At 51.7% G+C, this 14,143-nt stretch carries 15 protein-coding genes and 1 pseudogene; 10 read left to right on the forward strand and 6 right to left on the reverse strand.

Annotated features, from left to right (window positions below; translation table 11 throughout):
- Positions 1 to 39 precede the first annotated feature (39 nt).
- Genes AC6I8A_RS21280 through AC6I8A_RS21290 form a run of 3 tightly spaced genes read left to right on the forward strand, consistent with a single transcriptional unit; the run spans position 40 to position 3,606 of the window.
- Entirely contained in the window at positions 40 to 1,449 is a 1,410-nt protein-coding gene (locus AC6I8A_RS21280; protein WP_497819123.1) for a c-type cytochrome, read from the forward strand.
- Positions 1,439 to 1,957 carry a sugar dehydrogenase complex small subunit gene (locus tag AC6I8A_RS21285; protein ID WP_497819124.1) on the forward strand — a complete coding sequence of 173 codons (519 nt, stop codon included), beginning with the start codon at positions 1,439 to 1,441 and terminating at the stop codon, positions 1,955 to 1,957. Before AC6I8A_RS21280 ends, AC6I8A_RS21285 begins: the two co-directional genes overlap by 11 nt.
- Positions 1,954 to 3,606: a GMC family oxidoreductase gene (locus AC6I8A_RS21290; protein WP_265298315.1), complete on the forward strand. Its 1,653-nt coding sequence runs from the start codon at positions 1,954 to 1,956 to the stop codon at positions 3,604 to 3,606. The genes AC6I8A_RS21285 and AC6I8A_RS21290 overlap by 4 nt, the downstream gene beginning before the upstream one ends.
- Before the next feature lie 73 nt (positions 3,607 to 3,679).
- Here the strand turns inward: AC6I8A_RS21290 and AC6I8A_RS21295 are convergent, their stop codons facing one another.
- Together AC6I8A_RS21295 and AC6I8A_RS21300 are read right to left on the reverse strand one after the other, a co-directional pair.
- Complete coding sequence (locus tag AC6I8A_RS21295) at positions 3,680 to 4,783, reverse strand: NADH:flavin oxidoreductase/NADH oxidase (RefSeq protein WP_436332155.1); 1,104 nt, start codon at positions 4,781 to 4,783, stop codon at positions 3,680 to 3,682.
- A gap of 140 nt (positions 4,784 to 4,923) precedes the next feature.
- Positions 4,924 to 5,763 (reverse strand): glycosyltransferase family 17 protein, encoded by an 840-nt coding sequence (locus AC6I8A_RS21300; RefSeq protein WP_497819125.1) that lies wholly within the window; start codon positions 5,761 to 5,763, stop codon positions 4,924 to 4,926.
- Between the two features lie 361 nt (positions 5,764 to 6,124).
- Between AC6I8A_RS21300 and AC6I8A_RS21305 the strand changes: the two genes are divergently transcribed.
- The gene (locus tag AC6I8A_RS21305) at positions 6,125 to 6,334 is read left to right on the forward strand and encodes a hypothetical protein (protein WP_479485404.1); all 210 of its coding nucleotides are present in this window, start codon (positions 6,125 to 6,127) and stop codon (positions 6,332 to 6,334) included.
- Here AC6I8A_RS21305 and AC6I8A_RS21310 read toward each other — a convergent pair.
- Positions 6,312 to 7,235: a substrate-binding domain-containing protein gene (locus AC6I8A_RS21310; RefSeq protein ID WP_497819126.1), complete on the reverse strand. Its 924-nt coding sequence runs from the start codon at positions 7,233 to 7,235 to the stop codon at positions 6,312 to 6,314. The two genes, AC6I8A_RS21305 and AC6I8A_RS21310, sit on opposite strands and share 23 nt — an antisense overlap.
- A gap of 310 nt (positions 7,236 to 7,545) precedes the next feature.
- On the opposite strand from AC6I8A_RS21310, the gene AC6I8A_RS21315 reads away from it, so the two are divergent.
- Positions 7,546 to 8,550 carry a LacI family DNA-binding transcriptional regulator gene (locus tag AC6I8A_RS21315; protein WP_436332157.1) on the forward strand — a complete coding sequence of 335 codons (1,005 nt, stop codon included), beginning with the start codon at positions 7,546 to 7,548 and terminating at the stop codon, positions 8,548 to 8,550.
- Positions 8,551 to 8,572: 22 nt separating this feature from the next.
- Here AC6I8A_RS21315 and AC6I8A_RS21320 read toward each other — a convergent pair whose 3' ends face one another.
- Entirely contained in the window at positions 8,573 to 9,565 is a 993-nt protein-coding gene (locus tag AC6I8A_RS21320) for a sugar phosphate isomerase/epimerase family protein (RefSeq protein ID WP_179452610.1), read from the reverse strand.
- 229 nt (positions 9,566 to 9,794) lie between these two features.
- Positions 9,795 to 9,983: pseudogene (locus tag AC6I8A_RS21325) on the reverse strand (LuxR C-terminal-related transcriptional regulator); the annotation flags it as partial.
- Between the two features lie 218 nt (positions 9,984 to 10,201).
- Here AC6I8A_RS21325 and AC6I8A_RS21330 point away from each other — a divergent pair.
- The 5 genes from AC6I8A_RS21330 (at position 10,202) to AC6I8A_RS21350 (ending at position 13,545) form a co-directional block, all read left to right on the forward strand.
- A complete protein-coding gene (locus AC6I8A_RS21330; RefSeq protein ID WP_265298304.1) occupies positions 10,202 to 10,660 on the forward strand; it encodes a polysaccharide deacetylase family protein in 459 nt (152 codons plus the stop codon).
- 10 nt (positions 10,661 to 10,670) lie between these two features.
- Positions 10,671 to 11,861 carry an amidohydrolase family protein gene (locus tag AC6I8A_RS21335; protein ID WP_497819127.1) on the forward strand — a complete coding sequence of 397 codons (1,191 nt, stop codon included), beginning with the start codon at positions 10,671 to 10,673 and terminating at the stop codon, positions 11,859 to 11,861.
- Positions 11,862 to 11,997: 136 nt separating this feature from the next.
- A complete protein-coding gene (locus tag AC6I8A_RS21340; protein ID WP_497819342.1) occupies positions 11,998 to 12,528 on the forward strand; it encodes a GntR family transcriptional regulator in 531 nt (176 codons plus the stop codon).
- A complete protein-coding gene (locus AC6I8A_RS21345; protein WP_256698712.1) occupies positions 12,528 to 13,031 on the forward strand; it encodes a GNAT family N-acetyltransferase in 504 nt (167 codons plus the stop codon). Before AC6I8A_RS21340 ends, AC6I8A_RS21345 begins: the two co-directional genes overlap by 1 nt.
- 70 nt (positions 13,032 to 13,101) lie before the next feature.
- The gene (locus AC6I8A_RS21350; protein WP_008106184.1) at positions 13,102 to 13,545 is read left to right on the forward strand and encodes a VOC family protein; all 444 of its coding nucleotides are present in this window, start codon (positions 13,102 to 13,104) and stop codon (positions 13,543 to 13,545) included.
- Positions 13,546 to 13,687: 142 nt separating this feature from the next.
- Here the strand turns inward: AC6I8A_RS21350 and AC6I8A_RS21355 are convergent, their stop codons facing one another.
- The gene (locus AC6I8A_RS21355; protein WP_256698711.1) at positions 13,688 to 14,131 is read right to left on the reverse strand and encodes an NUDIX hydrolase; all 444 of its coding nucleotides are present in this window, start codon (positions 14,129 to 14,131) and stop codon (positions 13,688 to 13,690) included.
- Between the last annotated feature and the right edge of the window lie 12 nt (positions 14,132 to 14,143).

Raw genomic sequence — 14,143 nt, forward strand, 5'->3', positions numbered from 1 at the left:
TTTTACAATACTAATAATTATTTACCGGAAGCAATTACAATGAAAGCAAGAAAGGTGAGACAGTGTTGTCTGCCTTTCGCGTTGAGCATTCTGATGTCTGCCACATTTTCAGCTCACGCTGAAGATGCGGCTGAGTCTGCGGTTCTTATTGCGAAAGGCAAGTATCTGGCTATTGCTGCGGACTGTGGAGCTTGCCACACCGCACCGAATCAGGGCAAGGAAATGTCGGGTGGCTATATTATCTCCTCGCCGTTGGGGAATATTGTTGCCAGTAATATCACGCCATCAAAAACCGCCGGCATTGGCGATTATAGCGAACAAGATTTTGTTAAAGCCGTGCGAAGTGGCATTAATAAACAGGGGCAGCATCTTTATCCGGCGATGCCTTACACCTCATACGCAAAAATTTCTGATGCCGATATGCACGCGCTGTATGTTTATTTTATGCACGGTGTAAAAGCAGACGATAATGTACCTCCCACCACGGATTTGCCTTTCCCGTTTAATATTCGTTCAAGTATGTTCTTCTGGAATATGCTGTTTGCCGATAATAAGCCATTTATTCCGGCAAAAGATAAATCGGATGTGGTTAATCGCGGTGATTATCTGGTCAATGCATTGGCGCACTGCGATACCTGCCATACGCCACGTAACGCGCTGATGGGGCAAAACAACGGTCAGGCTCTCAGCGGCGGCAGCCTAGGCAGTTGGTACGCGCCGAATATCACGCCCGATAAACAAGCCGGCATTGGCAACTGGAGCGATGCGCAAATCGCGCAATATCTCAAAACGGGCCATGTTGCAGGCAAAGCCCAGGCAGCAGGCCCGATGGCGGAAGCTGTTGAGCACAGCTTACAGCATCTGTCTGATGACGATATCAATGCGATAGTGGCTTATCTGCGGCAGATCCCCGCGGTGACTCAGGCCACGAACTCGCCGCGCGACGCGCTTGGCAAACCCGCAACAGATGAAGCGGCGCTGCGAGCGGTTAAAAATCCCGATGCGGGCTGGCAGGTTTACGCCAGTTCTTGCGCTAACTGCCATCAGGCGGATGGTGCGGGCAATCACTTCTATCCTTCGCTGTTCCACAACACCGCCACCGGCGCACCGCAGGCCGATAACCTCATTGCCACTATTGTCTACGGCGTACATCGTCAGGTTGATGGCAAAGATGTCGTCATGCCCGCTTTTGGCCCGGATGGGTTATTTACCGATCGATTAAGCGACCAGCAAATTTCCGACGTCAGCAACTACGTGCTGAAAAACTTTGGTAATGCTCAGCTGAACGTAACGCCTGAACAGGTTAAAACCGTGCGTGAAGGCGGCAAGCGCCCACTGATTGCTCGCCTGGCGCAGCCTGCTGTGTGGGGCGGTGGCGCGGTAGTTATCATTATTTTACTGGTGCTGCTGGTTTCAATTTCGCGTAAGGGGAAAAAACATGGCGCATAACCTTTCCCGACGTCGTTTGTTGCAAGGCATGGGCATTTTGTCACTCGGCGCGATGTGTAATTCCCTGTTCCCGGCGCGCGCGCTGGCTGCAGATCAGATGGCTGAAAATGGTTTTCTGACCGTTTCGCAGTTTTTGGTCAGTCGCCCGGTCGGCCCGATGCTGGGACAGCGCTACTACGATGCCTTGAATCGCCATAATGCCGAATTCACGCACCAGCTCAGCAGCCTGCAGGCAGTGTTGCAGCAGCATAATTTTGCCCATGTCGACGATTTCCTTGCCGCATTTGGTGCAGATAATCCTGAATGGAAAACGGCAAAACGCATCATTTCAGCGTGGTACACCGGCGTTGTCGGCGACGGCAGCGATCTGGAGTTGATCGCTTATGCCGATGCGATGATGTACCTGCCCACCAAAGATATTCTGGTGGTCCCAACCTATGGCGGCGGGCCGTTCTACTGGGCAGTGACGCATGATGGCAAAGTGGCAACTACAGGAGAAGGCGCATGAGTGCACAAAAAGTCGATGCCGATGTGATCATCATTGGCTCGGGCGTGATGGGCGGGTTGATCGCCTGCCAGATGGCAAAAGCCGGTAAATCAGTCATCATCCTTGAGGCAGGCCCGCGTGTGTCTCGCCAGGAAATCGTCGAACGTTTCCGTAATTCCCCGTTCAAGATGTCGTTAACCAATGTCAAATTACAGGGCGTGGGTTCGCCTTATCCCAATCCGCCACATATTCCGTCCACCTACGGTGACTATTTGCAGCAGGTTGGGCCGGTTAAATATCCCACCAAATACCTGCGCGTTGTCGGTGGTACGACCTGGCACTTTGGCTCCGCACTGTGGCGTATGATCCCCAACGATTTCAAACTTAACACACTTTATGGTCGGGGCCGCGACTGGCCCTTTGGCTACGAAGAGCTGGAAGCGTGGTATGGCAAAGCCGAGCATGAGCTGGGCGTTTCAGGCGTCGATGGACAAGACGAAAGTGGGCAGGGTGGCAAAGCCTGGCCACCGCGATCTACACCATTCCCGATGCCGGGTTTGCCAACCAGTTATCTGTTTGATCGCCTAACTGAGATGCTGGGTAAAGGCGGTTATAATCCGGTGCTGGAACCGAACGGTCGCGCGACTAAGCCGTGGGGCAAGCGCCCAATGTGTGGCGGCAATAATAACTGCAATCCGGTTTGCCCGATCGCCGCCAAATATGATGGCTCGATGCATATCGATGAAGCGGAGCGTTTGGGAGCAAAACTGCTGGATAACGCGGTGGTGTACCGTATAGAGGCAGCGGATGATGGCAAAATTACCGGCATTTGGTATAAAAAGCCGGATGGTTCCGAGCACCATTTAACCGCCGACTACTTTGTACTGGCGGCCTACGGCATTGAATCGCCCAAGCTACTGTTGATGTCGACGTCGGAGAAATATCCCAACGGCATTGCAAACTCTTCCGATCAGGTTGGCCGCAATTTGATGGGCCACACCGGCATCAGTATGAACGTGATGATGTCGGAAGATGTGTGGCCAGGTCAGGGGCCGACCGAATTGCTGGTGTATCTGAACAACCGCGATGGCGTATTCCGCAAGGATTTCCCCAGCTACAAGATCAAAGTGCGTAACACGGTGCCAACCGCCGATTATGCTGCATCGCTGATTGAGAAAGGTGTGCTGGGCTCCAAACTGGATGCTGAAATCCGGCGCCAGTCGGCACGCTCGCTGAACTTTGCTATCGATTTTGAAACCTTGCCGCTGGCGGAAAACCGCGTTACGCCAAGCAAGACGAAAAAAGATGCGATTGGTATTCCGTTGCCGGAGATTTACTACAGCGTGACGGATTACTGGCATGCCGGAAAAGAAGCGGGGCTCAAAGATTTTCACAAGTTTGCAGAACTACTGAATGCGGAAATATTGTCGATCGATACTAAGTTCCAGGATCGCCAGCACATCATGGGCACCACCATTATGGGCGATGATCCGCATAATTCGGTAGTAAATCGTGATTGCCGCACGCATGATCATCCCAATATGTGGATTGCCGGAACCAGCGTGATGCCGTCAGCATCTTGTATGAACCCGACCTTGACCGGCGCTGCGTTGAGCTTGCGCCTGGCTGAACATATGTTGCAGACCATGAAGACGGAAGTAGCAGGTTAAGAGTGAATCGGTCGCCATAGATGGCGACCCTACATTCAACCGGTGCGCATTGATGCGCACCGGGTCAAAACCATTACTCTTTATTGGAAATCAGCGTGCCTTTCAGGCCGTGCGGCTCGGAACGCAGATACTGCGGTGGTGCTTTGGCCTGCGCACCCAATTCAGCGGCGGCATGCCACGGCCAGCGTGGGTCGTAAAGCACCGCGCGCGCCAGCGCGATCAAATCAGCATCACCTTCCTGCAAGGCTTGTTCTGCCTGCTTCGGTTCCGTAATCAAGCCAACGCCAATCACCGGAATCTTCACTTGTTTGCGGATGTCGCGGGCAAAAGGCAATTGATAGCCGGGGCCAACCGTAATTTTCTGCTGCGGTGACAGGCCGCCGCTGGAAACGTGCACGTAATCGCTGCCCGCCGCTTCAAGCTGCTGGCTAAATACAATCGACTGCTCAACATCCCAGCCACCTTCAACCCAATCCGTTGCCGAAAGGCGCACGCCAACCGCCACCGAGTCCGGCAGGGCGCTGCGCACCGCATGGAACACTTCCAGCGGGAAGCGCAGACGATTCTCCAGCGAACCGCCGTATTCATCCTCACGCTGGTTACTCAGCGGTGACAGGAACTGATGCAGCAAATAACCGTGTGCGGCGTGCAGTTCAATTAACTGGATACCGAGTTTGGCGGCACGCTGCGCGCTATCAACGAAGGCTTGTTTCAGGCGCTCAAGATCCTGTTTCGTCAGCGCCACCGGCGCGCGATCTTCAGGATTAAAGGCTTGCGCAGAAGGCGCGACGGTTTGCCAGCCGCCTTGTTCCAGTGATAGCTGATTGCCACCGAGCCACGGCGCGGCGCAGGACGCTTTACGTCCGGCGTGACCGAGTTGAATACCAAATGGAATGTCAGAATATTGACGGATATCCTGCAGAACGCTGGCCAGCGCCGCTTCCGTTGCATCGTCCCACAAGCCTAAATCACCGGGAGAAATACGTCCGGCCGCTTCGACAGCCGTCGCCTCAATGATCAGCAAACCGGCGCCGGAAAGCGCCAGTTGCCCGAGATGAATGCGGTGCCAGGCGCTGGCTTTGCCATTCTCAGCGGAGTATTGGCACATCGGCGCGATCACGATGCGATTATCGAGCGTTAACTTACCCAGTTGCGTCGCACTAAACAGTAAACTCATTGAAACCTCATCATCAGTGGCTGAATGGCTTTAAGCTTAGGGCCAAAAGCGCATTTTGCAGAGGGCTATGAGTTTGAATGTTGTAGCAAAAAGTAAGTTAAGCGGAATGTGCCCCACAGGTGAAAACCTCAGGGCAATGACTACAGAATAAATTCGCTAAATCTTGTCTGATTCTTAACCAAATAATCGGGGAAATGTTCGGCAGTAAGTTCTTGTTTGCACATTTTTCTGTCACGGCCCCAAATATCTTTGCCATTTTTCAGTGCATCAATAATATGATCGCTATTGTTGAATTGTGGTAAGTCATATTCCGTGTGCGAAATAGAAGACATTTTTTCCGATATCCGCTCTGGCCGCATAATCCATGAAAAGTGCCAGCCTGCAGATGTAATATTTTTATTACGTAGCTCGAAGAGCGTCCATTTCATAAAGCTGGATTTAATTGGGCTTTTTTTTATATTTCGGAAATCTTCTGGTTTACCGGCAAAGAAACCTTTAAGATTTTTAAGTGATGCCGCCCGGGGCAATGAACACACGCGCGGAACGCCATTAGTATTGAAAACCTGCAGATTGAACTGATAATTGTAGAAATTCATGTGCAGCGAGGTGCAAAGTCTGCTCTTATTAATTTTTACTATAACCTTGGGATTGGGTATTTCATCAACGTCGGAAACGATAATAATATCGTCGTCATTGGCGGATTCTAAACCTCTCATGATGGCATTTCGTGTATGGGCTTCGTTCTTCCATGCATTGACGACATTATTTGTGAAAAAGGGCGGCTCGTCATAAACGACATAAATAATCTTATGCTTAAATTTAGCGAATTTATTCACATTGAAATGCAAATTTCGCGGCTTACCGGTGAAAGTATGTGTGGATTCAACAATCACGAAGTAGTCGACGACGTCATTCAAAGTATGTAACCGAATGTCGAGTAACATATCTTCGTCATAGTATAAAAAGCAATCATAAATCATAGCGATTCCGCTTAAGCTATTCTGGGTTCATTTGCCCACCTCTGATTGTAAGTATTCTGTCATATATTTATCAATTAATGCTAATAACTGATAAAAAAAACTACTCCCTGTTTTCATTTATGTCGATAAAAAACGTCACCGGTCGCCATCCGCAGGCTGTGTCATTACCGGTGCGCACCGCCAACGCATGCGCTGCACGTTGCCAGCGTGCCATCACCTTTTCAACGTAGGAAATTACTGTATGCCCACTATTTTGGGCTTAACCGATCGGCATTACGCCATGAATGGCGACCCTTATATCTCGATCATTCTCCTCCGGGTGCTATGATCTCCGACTGATCATCGGGAAGTTGCGGGTGAGATGGCTGGAGCCGTTCGGCGACTGCCATATCTGCATGGCGCGTACAGCGAGCCGCTGGCCACCTTCCTGCACGATGAAGGCTATGACGTCAGCGTTGAAAAACCTGCCCGCATTAAGCGCTTCGGCCAGGCCGAACTGAACAATATGTCTTGCCAGGTACTGGCAAGACGGTATCTACAAAGCGGTGTTACTTCTGATTCTTACTGGTGAATTCCTGATAATTTTCTTTAGTCACCGTTTGATAAGGCACCCAGTTGTAGGCTTCGGTCTTTTTACCGCTCAGCATGTCGTAAGCCACATCGACTGCGCCGGTTGCCTGACCTTTCGCATCCTGGAAAATCGTTACCGCCATTTTGCCGTTCTTAATAAACTGCAAACCATCTGGCGTGCCATCGATACCGGCGACTAACACATTGCTTTTCTTCAGCTGATCGAGCGCCATAATTGCCCCGATCGCCATTTCATCGTTGTTGGCGATGATGGCATTGATATCGTTACCATCCTGCAACCATGACAAAGTTTTATCGACCGCTTCGTTGCGCTGCCAGTTGGCGCTCTGTTTCTGGATCACTTTCAGACCAGGATGATCCTTAACATAATCTTCAACCGCTTTGGTACGCTGACGCGCTTCCTCAGTGGAAAGGGCACCCATCAGAATGGCGATATTGCCTTTGTTATCCAGACGCTTGGCTAACGCTTCGATCTCCATCTTGCCGCTTAACGCAGAATCAGAACCGACATAGGCCATTTTGCCGGTCAATTTCACTTCGGGTTTACGGTTGACGAAGATCAGCGGGATATTGGCTTTCTGCGCGGCGGCGATTACTGGCATCACGCCTTGCGTATCCACCGGGTTGATGATGATCGCGTCCGCACCCTGATTGATGAAATCATCCACCTGCTGAATTTGCAGGGACACATCACCTTTGGCATCGGCAAACTGGCTGTTGAGCCCTTTGTCTTTGAGCTGCTTCTCCATCTGACTACGCAGGATGGAAACGAAATTGAGATCGAGGTTAGCCAAAGCGACGCCAACCATGTAGGTTTTCGCCTGGGCAGTGAACACACTGAGCAAACAGCAGATAAGCATTACTACCTTGAATAATATCATTTTTTTATCTCTGTAGGGGAGGTTTATTTTATTTTGCATCCGGGTGCAAAGTTGGCCAGATTGCTGCCGCTGATTGACATCATGTTCATAAGGGCAACGTGATGTTCTGTCTTCACTCTCAGGTACGGTTGAAAAATAGTCAACGCAGCAAAAATTGATTTCATCACCACGATCACAAAATCATCACGATTTGCACCCGAGTGCATAATAGAAATGCAACCGGGTGCAAAGTTTGCGAAAGTCGCCTCTTGCTAACGTGAGGAATCGCTCTATGCTCACTTTTTGCCAGGCAATTAGCGGAAGGGAGCCGATGACGAGAACAGTGAAAAAGGCCACGGCCAGCGATGTGGCCATTCTTGCGGGCGTGTCGAAATGGACGGTATCGCGTGCTTTTATGCCCGGCGCTTCGATTTCCGATAAGGCGCGCGAGAAGGTGATGCGCATCGCTAAAGAGCTGGGATATCGCCCCAATTTGCTGGCGCGCAGCCTGGTGAAGAAGAGGACGCATATCATTGGCGTGGTGATCGACGAGCTAAAGAATCCGCATACGCTGATGATCCTCAATGAAGCCACGCAGCAGCTGCAACGCCGTGGTTACATGGCGCTGATCCTCAACATCACCGATGGCGAACCGTATCGATCGGTGATGACGCAGGCGGATCAATTGCAGATCGACGGCGTTCTGTTTCTCGGCACGGTGTTATCGGCGCAGCTGATTACGCTAGTGGAGGACATGTATAACATTCCGCTGGTGCAGCTGTGTCGCAATACGCATGCGCAGGGCATTGATGTGGTGGCGATTGATGGTTATGCCGCAGGGAAACAAATCGCCGAACTTTTGCTGGTGCAGGGCGCGCAACGTTTTGGCTTTATGCAAGGTCCGGATACACCGACGTCTCATCTGCTGCGCAAAGAGGGATTTGAAGCTACGCTGCAACAAGCGGGATGCCAGATTAATGTACTGCTAAAAGCGGGCTGTTACGATCGCGCGCGTAGCTGGCAGGCGATGAATGATTACCTGCAACAGCCGGACGCGCCTGTGATTGATGCGCTGTTCTGTGAAAACGATGTGCTGGCGCTCGGTGCGATGGAAGCAATGCGCGCCGCGCCAAATATGCCCAAGATTGCGGTGGTGGGATTTGATGATATCGAAGAAGCCAGCGCGCCAGGCTGCCAGCTCACCACCTTTAGTCAGCGGATAGATCTGCTGATCGCCGAAGCGTTGAACCGCTTGATTGATGGTCGCGAGGGTGCTGATGAGCGTTGGCGCCACGGTGAAATGCGTGTGCGCCGTTCGCATTTGCGGTCGCCATGAATGGCGACCCTACGGCGTAAAATTACTGCTCGATGCTGGTCAGCAGCGCATTCTGAATAATTCTTTGCGCTTTTAGTGGGTTTTGCTCGCGCTGTGCTTCCTGCAAGGCGGCGATATCCAGCTTATCCAGCGCGCGATAAATATGTTTGAGGAAGCGGATCGACAGATTTGCAGCTTCGACATGATCTTCGCGGAACGGGAATTGATCGAGCTGCCATACGCCGTCCCAGTTGTTGATCTTCAGTACATAGAAGAACTCAAAAATCTCGGTCATGTGCACGGTGCCCACCACCAGATCGTCATCCCAACCGCGCAGGTTGTCGTTGACGTCCATACCAAACAGGCGGCCGCGATCGATAATCAGCTGGGCGGAATCCGCCGGCGACTCCCCAGCAAACAGCGCATGACCGAAATCGAGTAATACGCCGACATTATCAAGGCCAATGTCCTCGATGCCGAGCAGCGTACGCGCCGCCGAATCCCAGGTCATTTTGACGCGCGGTTCACGCGGTTTGTACTCAATCGCAAATTTAACGTCAGGATTGGCGCTCGCCAGTTCGCGCATGCCATCCACCGCCATCTTCCACAAGTTTTTATGATCGACCTGGAACGGATAATCCCAACCGTCCTGACCTGGCCAGACTTTCACGTAGTTAGCGCCCAACTCACGCACCACGGTGGCGGCTTCATGCATCAAATCAAACGCCTGTTTGCGAATGGCAGCATCCGGATTGGTAAAGGCACCGCGTGAGAAGCGACGCAGGTAAATTTCTGGCGTGACGCCGATGGCTTTCAATCCGGCATCGGCCAGCGCTTGTTTCACCTGCGCGACCGTGACGCCTTCAGTGAAGGGATAGGGCACATCAACGTAGGAAAGATCCTCGACGCTGCCAGCGAGTTTAATCTGATCAAGCGTACTGAGCGCCGGTCCGTAACCATCTACGGCGTAGCGATCGATATAGTTGGCAAAGTGCCACAAGCCGGCACCGAATTTCGGATACGTGTAGGAACTCATTCGACCTTCTCCTCAGATGATTGCATTTGTGAATATATATTCACATTGGATTATATATTCCATTCTGCACCTCGATGTGCGCACTTAACCAGCAATCAGTGGAGAAAATGCAACCACAATCACACAAAATCACTTAAACCGTAGGGTCGCCATTCATGGCGACCAGGTTTGTACAAGGTTGGTGGCGTAATGCTTGTGAATCGGTCGCCATGAATGGCGACCCTACGTTTTACATCTTTGCCTGATAACCCATTCGGCTTAACCGGCTGAATAACTCTTTATTATTGGCGCAGTTAAGTTTGCGAATAATACTTTGCCGGTGATGGCTAATGGTTTTACAACTGAGATGTAGCTTGTGCCCAATGTCGGTGAGATTGCTGGTTTGCCCCAACATGCGCAATAAACCAAATTCACGCGGTGAAAGGGTTTGTTTGGTGCGGCGAACACCAACAGCTCACCTTTTACTCTTTTTGCTACGTACTTGATCCCGCAAGTCTCAACCCAAAGAAAGAAATTTTCGATGAAAAACCCACCAATTCCTCGCGTTAAGAAATATTGCTAGCAATAAAGCTAGAGTGGCATATCCCTTGCTTTACTTCTGACATCGCAAGATGTGTGTTCAATCAGGAGGCCGTTATGTCATCGCCGCAGGTTATGTGGGATATCGCCAGCCATCAGCGTTACGCCTACAGCTCAATCGAACATCAGGTATTGCCCGTGTGGCCAAAAGGTAAAGGTCTGGCGCTGTATATCGCCATGAATCTGGAGCACTTCGCGTTTGGCTTGCCGGAAGGCGCGAAGCTGTCGCAAGGGGCGAATCGTCTCGACGTGCTGAACTATGCGTGGCGCGACTACGGCAATCGGGTCGGCGGCTGGTATCTGGCCGATCTGTTTGCCGAACTGGGTATTCCGCCAGCGGTTATTGCCAACACCGCCATCATCGATTATTGCCCGCAGCTGCTCGATCGCTGGGTAAGCCTGCCCGGCAGTGAACTGGTCGGCCACGGTCATACCAACTCGCAGCGTCAGGGCGAACTGAGCCGTGAAAATGAGTTTGCGCTGATCGCCCGCTGCCAGCAGCGACTCACCGAATAGGAGATCGCCGATGGAAAGTGTGTTAATTCAACATGTCATGCCGTTTGATGAGAATCAGCGCGTAGACCTGTTGCTCGAAAATGGCGTTATCGCGACGCGTGGGCATAATTTGCCGATGCCCGCAGGCGCAAAAGTCATCGATGCCAGCGGCATGCAGGCATTTCCTGGCTTAGTGGATGGCCATGCACATCTCGACAAAACCTTGCTGGGACGAGACTGGTATCGCAACGAAGTGCCACGCAATCTGGCGGCGATCATCGCCAATGAACGCGATTATCGCCGCGAGCAGCAGCCCGATCCGCAGTTGCAGTCAGAACGTATCACGCGTCGCGCCATCGCGGCAGGTACCTCATTTATTCGCACCCATGTTGATATTGATAACGAAATCGGTCTGGCGAATCTGGAAGGCGTGCTGGAAACACGGCGTCGGCTGGCCGATCAGGTGGATATTGAGATAGTGGCGTTTCCGCAAAGCGGCATTCTGCAAAGTCCCGGCACCGAAGCGCTGCTGGATCGCGCGCTGCAAATGGGCGCCGAGCTGGTGGGCGGTTTAGATCCCTGTTCATACGATAAAGATCCAGTACGCCATCTGCAGATCATCTTCGAGCTGGCGGTTCGTCACGGCAAAAAAGTGGATATTCATCTGCACGAACGCGGTGAACTGGGCGCGTTTAGCCTTGAGTTGCTGATTGATTTTACCCGCCGTTATCAGATGCATAATCGCGTCACGCTCAGCCACGGCTTCTGTCTCGGCATGGTCGAACCGGCGCGCCAACAACAGTTTGCCGAAGAGATGGCGGAGCTGGGAATGTCGGTTGCAACAACCGCGCCGGCGGATATCGCGGTTCCGCCTTATGAATTGCTCACCGACGCGGGCGTGGCATTTTGCGCCGGTAATGACGGCGTGCGCGATACCTGGAGCCCTTACGGCAGCGGCGATATGTTGCAACGCGCCGTCACCATGGGGCTGCGCTATCGCTGGCGTCAGGATCGCCAGATTATGCGCGCGGCGCACACCATTACCTTTGGCGGTGCCCGCGTGATGACGCTGGACAATTATGGTTTGCAGCCCGGCAATCGCGCCGATTTGGTGTTGATTCCCGGCCGTAGCATGGTGGAAGCGCTGGTGGAGTTGCCGCGCGACCGTAAGGTATTCAAAGGCGGCAAACTGATCGCCGCTGACGGGGAGTGCCTGTTCTGATGAGCGAAAAAGTAACCCGACTGCGCGCCGCGTGGGTGGTGGGCTATCGAGATGGCGATCACTGCCTGCTGGCGGATGGCGAAGTGGTGTGGCAGGGCGAACGCATTGCAACCATGTGCAGGCGGCGCTGCAGCGCATGGCGTTGCAACACATCGTCACCATCGAACCTAATGTCGGCGCCATTGTTGAGCAGCCATCAGCCACTACCGCGCGTGAGATCTTCACCGCTCGCCATGCCATTGAATCGGCCATAATTGCCTGCATTACACCGCAAAAAATGGCGGCGTTTGCCGTGCAATTGCAGCAGCAGCAAAAAGAAGAACATGAAGCGATTCACAGTCAGGAACGACAGCGGGTGGTGTATCAGCTTGGCGCGTTTCATCTGCTGTTAGGCAAAATTGCCGACAACAAAGTGCTGGAAGATATTCTCAATAATTTGATGGTGTTAAGTTCGTTAATTGTGATGCTGTATCAGCGCAATGAGATGCCGGTTTGTCAGTGCGACGAGCATCAGCACATCATTGATGAACTGATTGCCGGTAATACCGCTAAAGCGCAGCAACTGATGCGCGATCATCTTATTGAGCTGGAGCAGCAGCTGGATATTTCTGAAGCGTCACCGTATGCCATGACGCTGGTGCAGGCTCTTCATAAAGCGGAGGAATAATGGAATTAGAAACAACCCGACTGCGGCTGGAACCCTTTGAACTCGCGCATTTTGACGGACTGCGGGCGATGGAAAACGACCCGGAAATTATGCGTTATATCAGTAATGGCGTGGTTAAAACGCCAGAAGAAACCCTGGCGAGTATTGAACGCGTTCAATCGCGCTGGCAGCAATATGGTTTTTCCTGGTGGGCGATGCGGGAAAAAGCGTCTGGCGAAATCGTTGGTGCGTGCTGCCTGCAGCATTTAGCCAATCAGGATGGCGCGCCGTTGGAAATAGGCTGGCGTCTTAATGCTAATTATCACGGTAAAGGTTTTGCCACAGAAGCCGCGCAGGCGATGGTTAAGTTTGCGGTCGAACATGTCGGGGTTAACTATCTGGTCGCGGTGGCCGATCCTGAAAATGCCGCATCGCAAAAGGTGATGCAGCGGCTGGGCATGACCTACAAAGCGATTGAGCAACACTACGATGTGCCTTGCGTGGTGTATGAGCTGCATATTTAGGCATTCATGAACAAGTGCCAGCAACAATTTATGACATATTCCTGTTTTGGTGATTTCACAGGAATGGAATATGGAACAGCACGATATTGGTTTTAGCCACATAGCGCTGCAAGTCAGAGATTTAGAACGCAGCATCGACTTCTATCAACGTTACGCAGGGATGCAGGTGATCCATGAGCGTGAACCCGGCATTGCAGAAGCGCAAAAAGTCGCATGGCTTTCTGATTTGACGCGTCCGTTTGCGCTGGTGCTGGTGCAATCTCAAACCACGGTGGATACTCCTTTAGGGCCGTTTGGTCACATTGGCGTTGCGTGCGACAGCAAAGAAGAGATTGATGCCAAAGTTATTTTGGCAGAACGCGAAGGCGTGTTACGCCGACCCGCGCAGCAATCATCCGCGCCAGTAGGCTATTGGGCATTTTTCGCCGATCCAGATGGCAACACGCTTGAGCTTTCATACGGCCAGCAGATTGGCCTTGAGATAATTACCAGCCGCCTTAATGCGGATGTTTGATCAGAAGCGTCACTCGAAAGGGTGATGGTTGATATCGGGATTAGGTGAGGTTTTAGTGCGCGTTCAGATACTTCATTTAACATAATCATGATTATGCGCACCTAATTGAGAATCCAATTTGATAATGTCACCTGATAGCTAGTTAACCCCGCATTAAGCAGATATCGGGAATATTTGAGGGGTAAACCACATCGTCATTATTCCGCAGTTCATTTAGATCCCACCAGTGATAATCATCAATGACTGTTTTTTCATTTTCAGTCCATCCGCTGGTACTGATTTCTTCATCAGCGACTTTAATTAAATAAAATCGCTCATTTGCCAGAACCACCTCACCGCTGGGTAGAGTCATTTCAAAAGTTCTCTCCGTTAACGGCTGCCCCACATCATCAACATAGATACCTGTTTCTTCTCTAAGCTCCCTGATGGCTGCCTGCTCAAAAGTCTCTCCTGATTTCACGCCTCCACCGGGGGTGGCCCAGTATGCTTTACCGGCCAGCGCATCATTTTCATGCCTGAACCTGAACAATAAAACCTGATTGAGAGAATTGATAATAAGCAAACGGGCCGAATCACGGGTACGCACTGGATAACTCCT

The sequence above is a fragment of the Pantoea sp. X-Soil-ISGK-275 genome (assembly GCF_059730795.1).

What these genes read in the sequence shown, in the direction of transcription:
- AC6I8A_RS21335 (WP_497819127.1), top strand. Translation starts at nt 10,671, where the DNA reads ATGGAAAGTGTGTTAATTCAACATGTCATGCCGTTTGATGAGAATCAG.
- AC6I8A_RS21320 (WP_179452610.1), bottom strand. Translation starts at nt 9,565, where the DNA reads ATGAGTTCCTACACGTATCCGAAATTCGGTGCCGGCTTGTGGCACTTT.
- AC6I8A_RS21330 (WP_265298304.1), top strand. Translation starts at nt 10,202, where the DNA reads ATGTCATCGCCGCAGGTTATGTGGGATATCGCCAGCCATCAGCGTTAC.
- AC6I8A_RS21315 (WP_436332157.1), top strand. Translation starts at nt 7,546, where the DNA reads ATGACGAGAACAGTGAAAAAGGCCACGGCCAGCGATGTGGCCATTCTT.
- AC6I8A_RS21350 (WP_008106184.1), top strand. Translation starts at nt 13,102, where the DNA reads ATGGAACAGCACGATATTGGTTTTAGCCACATAGCGCTGCAAGTCAGA.
- AC6I8A_RS21305 (WP_479485404.1), top strand. Translation starts at nt 6,125, where the DNA reads ATGGCTGGAGCCGTTCGGCGACTGCCATATCTGCATGGCGCGTACAGC.
- AC6I8A_RS21300 (WP_497819125.1), bottom strand. Translation starts at nt 5,763, where the DNA reads ATGATTTATGATTGCTTTTTATACTATGACGAAGATATGTTACTCGAC.
- AC6I8A_RS21295 (WP_436332155.1), bottom strand. Translation starts at nt 4,783, where the DNA reads ATGAGTTTACTGTTTAGTGCGACGCAACTGGGTAAGTTAACGCTCGAT.
- AC6I8A_RS21290 (WP_265298315.1), top strand. Translation starts at nt 1,954, where the DNA reads ATGAGTGCACAAAAAGTCGATGCCGATGTGATCATCATTGGCTCGGGC.
- AC6I8A_RS21285 (WP_497819124.1), top strand. Translation starts at nt 1,439, where the DNA reads ATGGCGCATAACCTTTCCCGACGTCGTTTGTTGCAAGGCATGGGCATT.
- AC6I8A_RS21345 (WP_256698712.1), top strand. Translation starts at nt 12,528, where the DNA reads ATGGAATTAGAAACAACCCGACTGCGGCTGGAACCCTTTGAACTCGCG.
- AC6I8A_RS21310 (WP_497819126.1), bottom strand. Translation starts at nt 7,235, where the DNA reads ATGATATTATTCAAGGTAGTAATGCTTATCTGCTGTTTGCTCAGTGTG.
- AC6I8A_RS21280 (WP_497819123.1), top strand. Translation starts at nt 40, where the DNA reads ATGAAAGCAAGAAAGGTGAGACAGTGTTGTCTGCCTTTCGCGTTGAGC.
- AC6I8A_RS21340 (WP_497819342.1), top strand. Translation starts at nt 11,998, where the DNA reads ATGGCGTTGCAACACATCGTCACCATCGAACCTAATGTCGGCGCCATT.